A 13,986-nucleotide genomic window follows, 5' to 3' on the forward strand; every position below is an offset into this window, starting at 1 on the left:
GCATGCCAGCGCGGATCCGGACGGCGTTCGCACCAGTTTTCCAGAGGAGAACGGCCCCTTGCGCGGTCTGCGCGCACGCGTCACGCGAGCACGGAAATTTCCCCAACACTCCGGACGGGCACGCGGACATTTCCCCGATTACAGCGCAGCCCTCATCGCAAGTTCGCGACGACTCACCGCCTCACCGCACAGCCTGCAACGCGTCCCACGCGCGGACCCACGTCGCACGATCGCCGAAGCCACCGGGCTTGATCGCGAACCAGCCCCGGAAGCGCGACGACGCGGCCAACGACAGACTGAGCCCGGGCTCCACCTCGGCATGAAACGCAAGCTCGGCCACGCCAAGCGCCGCACCGAGCGCGAACGCCGTCTCGCCCCCGGTCACGAACACGCGCGCAATCCCCGACTCAGTCAGAAGCGCGGTTGCAACGTCCGCCACCAGCCGCACGACCGCCGCACTCGCTCCGCGGCGTTCTTCGATCAGCACCGACGCCCCCACGCCGGCCTGCAGCGCCGCGCGCACCGCTGCGATCGCCGCCACCGGTTGATCGAGGCGCAGTTCAATGGCCGGCACCCCGCGCTCCTGCGCGAGCACCTGCGCCTGCCCGCGATTGCCCGCGTGCGCACTGCCGCAAATCATCAGAACCGGAACCGGCCCCGCTGTACCCTGGGCAACTCCGGACGATGCAACGACGGTCGCACCGACTCCCGCCGCGCCTTTGCCGGACACCGCCCGCTCGCGTTGCACCCGCCGTCGCTCCGCCACGGGTCGGGCCAGCGCACCCGATCCGACGCCCACCCACTCCGTTCCGATCGCATCCATGGCCGCCACCGCCCGCACGAGATCCTCGGGCGTGATCACATCCGGAGTCACTACGCGCTCCGTCGCCGCCGCGCCCAGCAGCCGGCGTATCCCGCTTTCGCGGACCGGGCTCAACGGATCGCGGCCGAACTCCGTCCCGGCCACCGGCACGCCGTGCACGTGCAACACGCCGTCACGCACCGTGCGGCCCACCGCGGGATTGGCGGGCGCAAACAACACCCGCGCCCCCGGCCACGCCGCCTGCAACGCCGCGACCTCCGCCGCCACCGGTCCGCGCAGCGTGGAGTCGATCTTCTTATAGAGCAGCGTTCCGCCCAACGCCCGCCCGTGCGCGATCGCCCCTGTCACCGCCGCCGCGGCTGTCGCCGGGTCCGCGTTGCGCGACTCCGTCGTGAAGCCCACGACGCGCCCCCGCGTCGCAGCCGTCCACGCCGCCCGCGACAGTACAATCGTCACCGCCTCGCCGCTCCGATGAAACGCCGCCGCCGCATCGAGCGCTCCGCTGAGATCGTCCGCAATAAAGTAGTCGTTCATCGCGGATCGGCCCCGACCGCCGGCCGTCGCGCCTGATTATTCCCGGTCGCGAACGAGGCGGGCGGCGTGAAGTCCGCACCATACAGGGCCTCATCGCTCACCCGCAGTTCGTCGAGCGCACCCTGCCACGGCCGATCGCCGATGGCGTCGGTGCCGATTGAAACATAACCGCGTTCGCCAGGCGGCAGCGCCACCACGCTCACCGCCGCCACGGCCCGGCTCCGACCGTCGACGAACAGCCGCACCTCACGCGCCGCCACGCGATGCACGAGCGCCACATGAAACCACCGGTCACGCGGCAGCGCTGCGTCCGTCAGCGCCAGCGTCGTCTGATGCAACTCCGCCTCGCCCGCCGGCGGGCCGGAGGGATCGGGAAACTCCACGCGACGCGCAAGCGCAGCCTGAGCCGACGATCCCACCCCCGCCAGCCCCGCAAACACCAAGGCGTTCTCGCGCGGCACCACGCTGAAACGCGTCACGAGCGCGTCGTCACGCTGCAGACCGGCGCCGATTTCGAACATCACACCCTCGCCCATCGCCGTCGGATCGAGGCGCACCCACGCCTCGAGCGTCCAATCGTGCGCGCCTAAATTCAGTTTCGAAGCCGTCGGACTCACCCAGCGCCGGCCACCCGGTCCGACGTCGCCCGCCACTGACCGAGCCGCGAAACGCGCGGGGCCCGCGTCGGAAAGAGGTTCAGCCGGCACTACCTGCAGCGCCCGTCCAAATTTTCCGGGTACGATCGTTCCACGCGGGCCCAACCTCAGGAAACGGCCCGCCGGACCCGCATCGGACAACAGCGCACCCGCCGCCGCGCCGGCCTCCTCGTCGAACAACCACAGCGCCACCGTCTCCGCGCGCAGGGCAGTCAGCGCCGCGCCCGCCAGCAACGCCCCGCAGAAAATCCCGCGGCCCCGGCGGACGGAACCGTTACCGCCACGCAAGCCCGGCATTCCGCGCACGGGCCGTCCGCCGCGATCGGCCGCCGCCATTTCCGCCCCGGCGTGTCCGACTCCCGCCCTCATGCTGAGCGCGGTGGCCCGACGCGGTGCGCTGCCATCGTCGCCGCGAGTTTCAACGCCTGCACCAGACTGCGCGGATCGCCGGTGCCGCGGCCGGCGTTGGCGAAATCGGTGCCATGTTCCACCGAGGTCCGGATGATCGGGAGCCCGAGCGTGACGTTCACGCCCTGCCAGATGCCGAGCATCTTGGCCGCGACGTGTCCTTGATCATGATACATCGCAATCGCGCCGTCGAATTCACCCTGCAGCGTGCGAAAGAACACCGTGTCGCCCGCGAACGGCCCGCTGACGTGAAAGCCGCGCCGCCGCGCCTCGTCGACTGCGGGAACGATGAACTCGATCTCCTCCGTGCCGAACAGCCCGCCCTCGCCCGCGTGCGGATTCAATCCGGCCACCGCCAGGTGCGGTCGCGCGATGCCAATCTGCCGCAGGCCGTCGTGCGCGAGCTGCACGACCTGCAGTATCCGTTCGGGCCGCACGCGCGCGATCGCCTGCGCGAGCGAGACGTGCGTGCTCACGTGACAGACGCGGAGTTTCCCCGCCACGAGCATCATGGTCACTTTCGGCCCGCCACACAGTTCCGCGAGCAGCTCCGTGTGCCCGGCATAGTGAAAGCCCGCCGCGTGCAGCGCCGCCTTGTTGATCGCCGAGGTCACGACCGCCTGCGCGCTGCCGTCGAGCGTCAGTTCGACCGCGCGCCGGATGGATTCATACGCCGCGCGTCCGGTGATCGCGCTCACCTGGCCACGCTCGAGGCGCGCGGCGTCGAGGTTGGCCAGATCGATGACCGAGATCACCGTGGGATCGTCACTGGCCTCGGCTGGCCGGCCAATGACCTCCACCCTCGCCGGCGCGCGCGTGATGGCGAGTGCCGCCCGGACCGTCGCGGCGTCACCGATCACCACGGGCCGGCACACGGCGCGCACCTCGGGATCGCAGCAGGCCCGCGTGATCAACTCAGGGCCGGTGCCGGCGGCGTCGCCGAGCGTCAGCGCGAGAAGGGGTGTGGGGCGAGCGGTCATGAGGAAACCAGAACACGATCATCAACGACGGCCGCTTCCCCGGCCACCAGAAACTCCTCGCCGCCTCCGCCGCGGACCGGCACATCCGTGGTCATGCGCAAAATCAACTGGGGTGTGTTGAGCACGGCGAAGATCGGCGTGAACAAGGTGATCCCCGCGCTGCAGGCGTCGCAGTTCGGCACCGTCGCCGCGATCGCCTCGCGCGATCTCCCGCAGGCCCAGGCCGCCGCGCAACGCCTCGCGATCCCGCGCGCACACGGTTCGTACGAGGCGTTGCTCGCGGATCCCGGCGTCGACGCCGTGTACATTCCGCTGCCGAATCACCTGCACGTCCCGTGGTCGATCCGCGCGCTGGAGGCCGGCAAGCACGTGCTCTGCGAAAAACCGATCGGGCTGAACAGCGGCGAGGCGCAGCAACTGATCGAGGCGGCGCGGCGTTTTCCGCAGCTGAAGATCATGGAAGCGTTCATGTACCGGCATCACCCGCAGTGGCAGCTGACGCGCCGGCTGATCGCCGAGGGCAAGATCGGGCAGCTCCGGACGGTGCATTCGCATTTCTCGTATTGGAACGTCGATCCGAAAAACATCCGCAACCAGGGCGACATCGGCGGCGGCGGGATGATGGACATCGGCTGCTACTGCGTGTCGCTTTCGCGCTTTGTCTTCGGTGCGGAACCACGGCGCGTGCTCGGCCTCGCGGAAAACGATCCGGCCTTCGGCGTCGATCGGCTGGCGTCGGGCGTGATGGAGTTTCCGAACGGCACCGCGACATTCACGTGCTCCACGCAGCTCTCGGGCTTCCAGCGCGTGATGATTTTCGGCACGGAGGGCCGGATCGAAATCGAGATTCCCTTCAACGCTCCGCCGGATCGACCGACGCGCCTCTGGCATCAGCGCGGCCCGAACACCACGGAGATTCCATTCAAGGTCTGCGATCAGTATTCGATTCAAGGCGACCTCTTCGCCCGCGCCATCCTCGACGACACGCCCGTGCCCACGCCGCTCGACGATGCGTTGGCCAACATGCGCGTCATCGAAGCCGTGCTCGCCAGCGCGGGCATGATTTAGCGGAAGAAAGTAGAGGGAGCTTCTAGCTCCCCCACTCGCACGGGAGCAAGATGCTCCCGCTACATTACCCGAATCGACTTCGGACGAAGTCGCGCACAAGCGAATGATTGTCGGGGAAGTCCTCGCCCAACACGACGCCGTCACTCGGAAGCCAGGGGAACGACAAGACGGAAAACTCCACCACCTGGAGGCCAGGCCGGGTCCACCGCCGCCACTGCTCCTGGTTTCCTGGCTTCTGAATTTGTCCCCTGTCTTGGCCCTCCGGGTTTCCGGCTTCCTGATCCACCTGTCTTTCCCGCTACGCCAGGATCGGCCGTATCACGTTTCCATGGACGTCGGTCAGCCGGTGGTTCCGGCCGCCGGACAGGTAGGTGAGATTCGTGTGATCGAGGCCGAGCAGGTGCAGGACCGTGGCCCACAAATCGTAGACGGTCGTGGGCTGGTCGACGACATGGTAGCCGAGGTCATCCGTCGCGCCGTGAATCGTTCCGCCCTTCACGCCCCCGCCCGCAAGCCAGATCGAAAAGCCAAAGGGATTATGATCGCGGCCGTTGCTGCCCTGTGAAAACGGCGTGCGCCCGAATTCGCCCGCCCAAATCACCAGCGTCTCATCGAGCAGGCCGCGCTGCTTGAGATCAACCAGCAACGCCGCGATCGGCTGGTCAACCTGGTTCGCCATCGCCGCATGACCCTTGAACAAATCGCCGTGCTGGTCCCACGGATTCGGCGCGCCGCCGGCCCCGATGCCCTCGGTGAGACAACTCAACTCGACGAAACGCACGCCCCGCTCGACCAGCCGCCGCGCGAGCAGACACTGCCGCGCATAGGCCGCCTTCTGCGGATGCGGATCGTCGATGCCGTAGAGCTGCTTCGTCGCTTCGGTCTCGCCGGAGATTCCGACCAACTCCGGCACGGCGCCCTGCATGCGATACGCGGTCTCGTAGTTTTTCACCGCCGCCTCGACCTGCGCGTCCTGCTGCGTGCGTTGGAAAAACTCACCGTCACCGGCGCGCAGAAAATCCAGCCGGCCGCGCTGCACCGCATCGCGCTCGCGCGGCGTGATGTTGGCCACCGCCTCGGCGGCATCGGCCTTGAGAATCGACGCCTGGTGCTGCGCCGGCAGGAAGCCGTTGCTGAAAACACCGACGCCCCCATGGGGCGCCGTGGCCTTGCCGCTCTGCAGCACCACGAAGCCGGGCAGGTCCTGGTTCGCAGAACCGAGCCCGTAGTTGATCCACGCGCCGGCGCTCGGGTGACCCATCGTCGGAAAGCCCGTGTGGAAAAAATAATTTCCCTGTGCGTGCTCGTTCACCTTCGACGTCATCGACCGAATCACCGCGAGATCGTCCGCACACGAACGAGCAATATGCGGAAACATCGAACTGATCGGCATCCCGCTCGCGCCGTGGCGCTGAAACTCAAACGGACTCGGAAAGATCGTGCCGTTCTTGTTGAACATCGTCCGCTCCACCTTCACCGGCATCGGCTGCCCGGCCAGTTTCGCCAGCAGCGGCTTCGGATCGAACGAGTCGAGATGCGACACGCCGCCCGACATGTAGAGAAAGATCACGTTGCGCGCGCGCGGCTTGAACTCCGGCCCGGGCGCGCGGATCGCCCCGAAGGATTGCTGCGCCATCAGCCCGGACAACGCCATCAGCCCGAAACCGGTCGAACAGCGGCGGAGCATTTCGCGACGGGTGATCATGGCGGCGTGGGCAATCGGGCTAAACCACAGAGGCACAAAGCCACGAAGCCAAGCCCATCCCCGTCCGTCCGACTTTGTGCCTTTGTGTCTTCGTGGTTCATCCTGTCCGGCTCCTTGTCATCGAGTTAAAATACGCCTCTTCAGCTTGAACGCTTTTCGAACCATCCGGTTTGAACCACAGAGGCACAAAAGCACAGAGCCAAGCCCATCCCCGTCGCTCCGGCTCTATGCCTTCGTGCCTTTGTGGTTCATCTGGCTTCTGCCCCTGGTCATCGGATAAAAATGAACTCCTTCAGGTTGAACAGCGCATGCCCCAGCTCCGCCCACGGCGCGGGCTGGCCCTGGTCTTTCATTTGCGCGATGAACCGCTGCGATCGGTCAATCTCCGCCGCCGTGGGCTCGCGCCCGAAGGCCTGACGATACATCGCGGCGATCCGGGCGTCGGCCGACGCCAGCGTCGCATCCTGCTCGATCCGTTTCGCCCAATGAGCGGCGAGTTCGCGCACCAACGGATCGTTCAGCAGCGTCAACGACTGTCCGGGCACGTTGGTGACATCGCGCCGGCCGGTCGGTCCCGACGGTACCGGCGCATCGAATACGGCGAGGAAGGGATCGAGATCGTTCCGCTTCACGCGGAGATAAACGCTGCGCCGCGGCACACGGCCGGTGACCGGCGGACCGTAACGCGGCTCGGCTTTCAAGTCACCGGACACCGCGAACAACGCATCGCGGATCGCCTCGGCCTCGAGGCGCCGGACATTCGCGTGCGACCACGCCACGTTGTCGGGATCCTTCTCCGCCGCGCCCGCCGGACGATCGCTCGCGGCCTGCCACGTCTCGGACGTCACCAAAAAACGGATCAACGCCTTCGTCGACCAGCCGTGTTCCACGAACCACGCGGCGAGGTAGTCCAACAATTCCGGATGCGACGGCGGCTCGCCCATGCGACCGAAATTGTCCGGCGTCGCTACGAGCCCGCGGCCGAACACGTGATGCCAGACGCGATTCACGATCACCCGCGCCGTGAGCGGATTGTCCGGCCGGAGCAAGTCATCCGCCAGCGCGCGGCGGCCACTTTCCTCGCGCCGATACGGCGTCGCATCGATCGCATCGAGGAAGTGGCGCGGCACGATCTCCGCGGGCTGCTTGTGGTTGCCGCGCACGAACAGCGGCTGGTCCAACGCGCCGGTTTCAATCACGCCCGGCGCGCGCGTGGGCACCCCGATCGCTTCCTCGCGCTCCCGGTACGCCATGATCAGCGGCGCCACGCCAGGCAGTTCGTCGAGACGGTTGCGCAACAAGCCGGCCCGCACCATGCCGTCGATGTACTGCGCCTGCGCATCGGTGCACGTGTCATCCCGCCAGGCCTGCACACTCGCACGCACGGCCTCGGCATAGCCCCGCGCGAGCTCCTCCGCCGAGCGCGGCTCGGTCGGTCCCCACGCCGTCAGCAGCGGCGCAGTGAAACTCCACGGCTCAATCGGGCCCGGCTCGCCGGCGCGCGTGAACACGACGTCGGAGAGCCCGAACCACGACCGCTCCGCCGCGACGTTGGCGAGCACGGGCTGATCGGCGGCCGTCGTCGCCTCGAGATGGATCTGATCGCCCTGCCAGTAATCGAGACTGAGCTTCAGCCATTGCGAGGGCGCGCCGACCAGTTTCTGCACCGGATAAACGCTGCCCTCGCGCGGATAGTTCTGCACCACATAGCGCACGAACGCCCCGCCTTCGCCCGTGATGCGCAGCCACACGTCGTAGCTTTGATCGAGCTGGAAGGGCGGAGACAGGATGACGCCGCGATCCTTCGATGACACCCGGTGCGTGAACACGCCCGCCGGATACGGACCGGCGACGGCGCGATCGCCCGCGGGCAGGACGGCAAAGTCGCCCGCGCCGCTGACGCGCTCCGCGCCCGCGCCATCACGACGCCACGCCGCAAAGTCCTCCGGCCGGCTCAAGTGCCAGCGTTTTGGATACACGCGGTTCTGCGTGTCGGCGACCGCCGCCGCCCGTACGCGCCAGGCAGCGAGAACGGACGCGTTGGTCACCGTAGATTCCGTCGTCGCGTGCTGCTGACGGAGAAACCACGGGTGCAGGATGAACGACGGATCCTTGGCCGCGGCGACCGCCTTCGTGAGCGCGGGGTCCGGAGCGAGGAGTTGCGCGGGAAGTTTCTCCGCATCCTCGAGCCACGCGGCCGCGAGCGCCGCGCGAATCGCGTCCTTGCGTTGCACCAACCCGGCGCGCCAGGCCCCGGCCGCGGGATCGGGTGCGTCGACGGCAACCGTGGCCGGGGCGCTCGACGTGAAGATGCCGTACCAGCTGGTGAAATCCCGCTGGCTGATCGGGTCGAACTTGTGGTCGTGACAGCGGGCGCACGAGACCGTGAGGCCGAGGAAAGCCTTTGAGACGACGTTGATCTGGTCGTCGGTGAAACGCACTTTCTCCTCGAGCGCGTCGACCGGCGCGAAGCCGTGCAGCACCATCCGCAGGTGGCCGATGCCGAGCGCGGATTCGTTCAAGCCCAGCTCGCGATTGAGCCGCGGCGCGGCAAGCAGGTCGCCCGCGAGATGTTCGCGCACGAGCTGATTGTAGGGCACGTCGGCGTTCAGCGCGCGGATCAAGTAGTCGCGGTAGCGCCACGCGTACGGAATCGGCGCGTCGCCTTCACTGCCGTGCGAATCTGCGTAACGCACCCAGTCCATCCAATGCCGCGCCCAGCGTTCGCCGAAGGCGGGAGACGCCAGCCACGTATCGACGATCCGGGTATACGCGTCGTCCCGCGAGTCGCGCGCGAAGGCGTCGATCTCCGCCGGCGACGGCGGCAGGCCGCGGAGCACGTAACTCAGGCGGCGAAGTCGCGTGACGTCGTCCGCGCGCGCAGCGCGCGTCAAACCCGCGGCGGCGAGGCCCGGTGCGAGCAGCCGATCGACGGGATGCGTGGAGCCGGCATCGGCCGGAAAGCGCGCGAGGTCCGGTTTCTTGATCGGTTGAAAACTCCACCAGCCCTTGCGCCGCTGCATCACGGCGTTCCAGTCGGTGTCGGCGGCGACCTGGGCGTCGGTCGGCGGCGTGTCGCGCGGATCGGGTGCGCCGAGGCGGATCCAACGTTCAAAGTCAGCGATGACGGCCGGCTCAAGTTTCGCGCCCGCCTTCGGCATCAGGAGATCGTCGCTCTCGTGGCGGATGGCCTGCAGCAGCAGACTCTCCGCAGGTTTGCCGGGGACGATCGCCGCACCGGAGTCGCCGCCCGTGAGCAACGCCTGCCGGTGATCGAGCGCGAAGCCACCCTTGCGTTTGCCGTTCGTCCGGTGGCACTCGTAGCAATCCTGCGCGAGCACCGGGCGGATTTTCGTTTCGAAGAATTCGACCTCCGCGGGGGGCAGCGCCGCCCGGCCGCCGTTCGCGATCAGAACGAGCAAAAGCGGAGTGAACCACCGGAATGAAAGCACCCCGGAGTCTTTGCCCACGGAACCCACGGAATACACGGAAGGCGGATTTTTTTCCGTGTGTTCCGTGTGTTCCGTGGGCCACTGGATTGAATGCCTTGGAACGTCCCGCGCGCACGTTCTCCCGGGGAGAACGCATTCAGCAGCGATCGAGTTTCGAGCGGATGGACGAGGCACGGCGAAGCCTCTATCCGTGGAATCCGCATCATTCGCGGTCAATGCGATTGGGCCCGCCGCGCGGATTCGCGGGCGAGCCGGTGGCCGTCGACGCCGGCTCAGCTGCGTTTCGCCGACCAAGTGCCTTTCGACTCCCCGGCGGCGCCGGTCGTCTCGAAGGTACCCTTCAACGTGTCGCCGTTCAATTCGCCCACGAGCGTGCTCTGGCCCGCGGAGCCCTGGATGTCCCACTCGAAAACCATCTTCAGCTTGGTGCCGTCGACTTCGACGGACTTCGACTTCGTGGGAATATCGGCGCCTTCAAAGGTGAACGACGACTCCACCGCCCACGGCGTCTCGCCGTCCTTCTTCAACTTGATGATCAAGTCGCCCGTGGCGTCATTGGCGCCTTTCCATTTACCGAGATAATGACCGGCGAGCGACGCCTTCGCGTCGGATTTTTTTGCGGCGGACGGTGCTTTCGGGGTGGAGTCGGCCGCCACGAGCGCGGACCCACTGAATAACGCCAGGGCGAGGAGGAGTAACGATGCTGGGTGTTTCATGCTGGAGGAGATTGAACACAGCGATCAGGTGCCGGACCGGGTCAAGACGAAGCCTTCCATCGTGGGCACCCGCCAATCGTTTGCCGTTCCGGAACGGAAGAATGCGGTTGCCCGCGAATCACGCGCATGGACGCAAATGATAAAAAGCAATCTGCGGTAAGGCTACCAAGTTTGCCCTCGATTTGAAGACAGTGTGGGCGCGTGGTTCCACGTCTGGGATTCGCGTCTGTTCGCGTGATTCGCGGGAGGTTTCCTGCGTGGCTCCAGCGGCTCCGCTTGGTTAAGGCGCGAACTGCTCCCGCCACGCGATCTGCGGCCACGGGCCTTCGGCGTTTTTCTGCGGTGCACCGGGTGTCGAGCGTCCCCGCTCGATCGTCGTGCGCATCAGACGGCCGAGGCGTTGCACGATTTCCGGGTGCTTCGCGGCGAGATTGGTTTGCTCCGCCGGATCGGTAGCGAGGTTGTACAATTGAAACGGCGGCAGTCCCGTGAAGTCGTCGACCGTGGGCTGCGTCCAGGGCGACGGCGATCGCGTCGGCGGACTCCAGCCGCCGGAGCCGGGGCACAGAATCAGTTTCCATTCGCCCTGCCGGATCGCGAATTCGCCCTCGGCGGAGTGATGGACGAGGCTGTCGCGACGCGTCGCGGGCGAAGGCTGCCCGCGCAACAACGCGAGCAGGCTCGAACTATCCTCGGCGGCATCGTCCGGCAGGGTTGCGCCGAGAATTTCCGCCACGGTCGCGAACACATCGAGATGACCGATCAGGTCCGCGGATCGTGAACCCGGGGGCGTCACGCCGGGCCAGCGCGCGATGAACGGTATCCGGTGGCCACCTTCGAACGCATCCGACTTCGTGCCGCGGAAGCCCGCGCTCGAATCGTGACCGTACCCGCGCGCCGGCGGAATGTCGCCCGCGGGCGCATAGCCGTTGTCCGACGTGAAGATCACCAGCGTGTCGCGCGCGAGGCCGTGTTTTTCCAGCGCGGCGAGGATCGCGCCGACGTCGGCATCGATCTGCAGCACGAAGTCGCCGTACTGGGACGGCGTCTTGCCCGCGAAGGTCGCGGTGGGAAGCGTGGGCGTGTGCGGTGACGCCAGCGCGAGGTAGAGGAAAAACGGTTTGCCGTCACGCGCAGCGCCGCGCTCAGCGAGGTACGCGATCGTCTTCTCGGTCAGCCGCGGCTGCACCTCCTCCATCTTGAAGTCGGCGCCAATCGGTCCCGCGCGCCAGAGCTTCGGCGCGGGGCTGTCCCCCACCCGGCCGGCCGGAAGGGCCGTCACGCGATCGTTCTGAATCCACACGTACGGCGGCATGTCGAGCGAGGCACTGATCCCGTAAAAGCGATCGAAGCCGTGCGCGATTGGTCCGCCGCCAATCGGCTGGGAGAAATCGACGTCCTCGGCATTCGTCCCGCGCTTCGCCCAGTTGAGGCCGAGATGCCACTTGCCGAACATCGCCGTGGTGTAGCCTTGCGCGCGCAGGAAACCCGGGAGCGTCAACCGGCCCGACTCAATCAGGCTCGGACTGTAACCCTGCAGGACGCCGCGCTTGAGTTTGCTGCGCCACGAGTGCCGCCCCGTCAGCAGGGTGTAACGCGTCGGGGTGCACACGCCCGACGACGAATGCGCGTCGGTGAACCTCATGCCTTCCTGCGCGAGCCGATCCAGGTGCGGCGTCTGCCACTTGCTCTTGGGATTGAAACTCGAGACGTCGCCGATGCCGAGATCGTCAGCGAGGATGAAGAGGATGTTCGGGCGCGCCGCGGGTGCGGCGGCCGATGCAACGGTGACCAGCAGGCTGAGAACCGGAAAAAGGCGGAGTCGCGGGAAGCGAGATTTCATGCGATCGAAAGGGTGAAGTCGAAGGGCGTTTCGCCGGTGAGATAAACACTTTGCCCGTCCCACTTCGGCACTGCCCCGCGCACCTGCGTGTACGTGTGCTCGACGCGGCCGGGACCAAACGTGATTTCATCGCGGCCGAGCGTGTAGCGGCCCGTACCGTCGCGCAGGAAAAACGCGTCCTTGAGCCCCGGCACCGGTTCGACGCCCTGCAGTTTTCCTCCGTGGCGAAACGCGAGTTCGAGCGCCACCGGCACGTGCGCGGTGCCGCGAATCGCAATCGCGAGATCGAACGCGCCGTGCTGCTCCGTGATCGTCACCGTCGCCTGCAGCGTCTGCACATTCGAACGCGCGCGCAGGGCCTTGCTGTTGGGCGCGAGCGTGCCGTTCGGCGCCATCTTCACGTGATCGCCGCCGGCGATCTGTTCCTTGGTCAGCGGTTGAAAGTACGGGCCGTCGAGTTCCTGCGTCAGCACGACCTTCCCGTCGCGCGCCTCGAACGTATCGCTGGCAAACTGGCCCTTGCCGAAGAACGCCGTCGCGAACCGCACGGCCTCGAGCGCGGCGCTGCCTTTGCGAAACGAGAAGAACGTCGTGTTGCTGCCGAGAATCGTGCCGCTCGCCGCGCCGCGACGAATCCGCGCGAGGCTCGAATACGAAAACACCTTCGCGTAGTCGGTCGGCAACGGCGCGTCCGGCGGCAGGGGCCGCGCAAACTCCGGTTCGGTCAGCACCACCGCGAGTTCCGCTGGATGGCCGGGGGCCACGCTGCGCTCGATCTGCCGCGCCATCGCGGCGAAGCGGCCGTTGCCATCGTGGAGCGCGAGCGTGCGGTACGAATAATAGTAACGCGCCATGCTGCCGCGCTGGTAACGATCCTGGCGCCGCGAAGCCTCGGTGACGACCTCACCGTCGGGATGCACGTAGAACAGCGTCATCTCGAGATTGCGCCGCACCGGCTCCAGCAGCGCCGGACGATTCAGCAGGCGGGCCACGGTCAGCAGCGCGCGATCCACGACCGGCGAGTACACCGTCGTGCTCTTCTCCGTGTACTGGCCGTCCGGATCGATATCGACCGTTTCGGCGAGCCATTGGTCCACTCGCGCGATGTAGCGGGGATCCGGGAAGATCGTATTCAGCCACGCGAGTGCCGCGCACACGACCCAGCGGTGATTCGGCGTGTGCACGCCGCCGGTGATCAGCGCCTCGCCCGCGCGTTTGATGAATACCGCGAAGTCCGTTGCGGTCGCGGCGAGCGCCGGCTCGGGGTTGGCCCGGAGCAGCGCGTAGGCCGGACACGATCCCTCGAGGATGAACGCCAGATCCGGCGGCGAATGGAAGTTGGTCGCGTAGTAATCGACGGTGCCGTCCGCGTGCTGCGCCGACACCATGTAGCGAAACGCCAGCCGCAGCGGCTCCACGAGTTCCTGCGCCCGAAAGTACTTCGATCCCTCGGCCGAGGCCGCGCAAATCAGCGCGGACACCAAGCCGTTGGTGCCGGCGACGGTGGGAAAGCCGTATTCGTTGACGAGCCCGCCCAGCCCGCGCTGACCGGGGCGGCGTTCCTGCTTGGCGAGCAAGCCGGGGATCTGCGCGTCGTTCGCGCGAATGAGCGTGCGCCGCAGGTCGTCGGGCGTCGTCTCCGCCGCGGTGATACGCGGGCCGAGGGCGACGAGCGAGGTGGCGGCGGCGGAGACGAGGAAGTGGCGGCGGTTCATGGAGGAAGGAAAGCGACCGTGCTGCAACAGGTGGGAGTGTTGGGATTGTTTGGACCGCGACCGCCCCCGGTCGCATTCAGAAGAGC

9 protein-coding genes are annotated in these 13,986 nt (G+C 67.1%); 1 reads left to right on the plus strand and 8 read right to left on the minus strand.

From position 1 onward, the window contains the following. Window positions 1-181: 181 nt before the first annotated feature. Genes ACLJEU_RS25760 through pdxA form a run of 3 tightly spaced genes read right to left on the minus strand, consistent with a single transcriptional unit; the run spans window position 182 to window position 3,401 of the window. Window positions 182-1,357, minus strand: coding sequence for a four-carbon acid sugar kinase family protein (locus tag ACLJEU_RS25760; protein ID WP_414661131.1), 1,176 nt, complete (start codon window positions 1,355-1,357; stop codon window positions 182-184). Beyond that, window positions 1,354-2,382 (minus strand): LamG domain-containing protein, encoded by a 1,029-nt coding sequence (locus ACLJEU_RS25765; RefSeq protein ID WP_414661130.1) that lies wholly within the window; start codon window positions 2,380-2,382, stop codon window positions 1,354-1,356. Before ACLJEU_RS25765 ends, ACLJEU_RS25760 begins: the two co-directional genes overlap by 4 nt. Continuing rightward, on the minus strand, window positions 2,379-3,401 hold the full coding sequence (gene pdxA, locus ACLJEU_RS25770; protein ID WP_414661129.1) for a 4-hydroxythreonine-4-phosphate dehydrogenase PdxA: 1,023 nt from the start codon (window positions 3,399-3,401) through the stop codon (window positions 2,379-2,381). Before pdxA ends, ACLJEU_RS25765 begins: the two co-directional genes overlap by 4 nt. 93 nt (window positions 3,402-3,494) lie before the next feature. Between pdxA and ACLJEU_RS25775 the strand changes: the two genes are divergently transcribed. Next, window positions 3,495-4,469: a Gfo/Idh/MocA family protein gene (locus ACLJEU_RS25775; RefSeq protein ID WP_414661128.1), complete on the plus strand. Its 975-nt coding sequence runs from the start codon at window positions 3,495-3,497 to the stop codon at window positions 4,467-4,469. A gap of 298 nt (window positions 4,470-4,767) precedes the next feature. Here ACLJEU_RS25775 and ACLJEU_RS25780 read toward each other — a convergent pair whose 3' ends face one another. The 5 genes from ACLJEU_RS25780 to ACLJEU_RS25800 all read right to left on the minus strand — a co-directional run bounded on the left by ACLJEU_RS25780 (window position 4,768) and on the right by ACLJEU_RS25800 (window position 13,900). Next, on the minus strand, window positions 4,768-6,174 hold the full coding sequence (locus ACLJEU_RS25780) for a DUF1501 domain-containing protein (RefSeq protein WP_414661127.1): 1,407 nt from the start codon (window positions 6,172-6,174) through the stop codon (window positions 4,768-4,770). Between the two features lie 269 nt (window positions 6,175-6,443). Continuing rightward, the gene (locus tag ACLJEU_RS25785) at window positions 6,444-9,596 is read right to left on the minus strand and encodes a PSD1 and planctomycete cytochrome C domain-containing protein (protein WP_414661126.1); all 3,153 of its coding nucleotides are present in this window, start codon (window positions 9,594-9,596) and stop codon (window positions 6,444-6,446) included. A gap of 302 nt (window positions 9,597-9,898) precedes the next feature. Beyond that, on the minus strand, window positions 9,899-10,342 hold the full coding sequence (locus ACLJEU_RS25790; RefSeq protein WP_414661125.1) for a hypothetical protein: 444 nt from the start codon (window positions 10,340-10,342) through the stop codon (window positions 9,899-9,901). Window positions 10,343-10,622: 280 nt separating this feature from the next. After that, complete coding sequence (locus ACLJEU_RS25795) at window positions 10,623-12,185, minus strand: sulfatase family protein (RefSeq protein ID WP_414661124.1); 1,563 nt, start codon at window positions 12,183-12,185, stop codon at window positions 10,623-10,625. Beyond that, window positions 12,182-13,900, minus strand: coding sequence for a hypothetical protein (locus tag ACLJEU_RS25800; RefSeq protein ID WP_414661123.1), 1,719 nt, complete (start codon window positions 13,898-13,900; stop codon window positions 12,182-12,184). The genes ACLJEU_RS25795 and ACLJEU_RS25800 overlap by 4 nt, the downstream gene beginning before the upstream one ends. Window positions 13,901-13,986: the final 86 nt, after the last annotated feature.

Source organism: Terrisphaera buseokensis, assembly GCF_047521145.2.
GTDB lineage: Bacteria > Verrucomicrobiota > Verrucomicrobiia > Opitutales > Opitutaceae > ER46.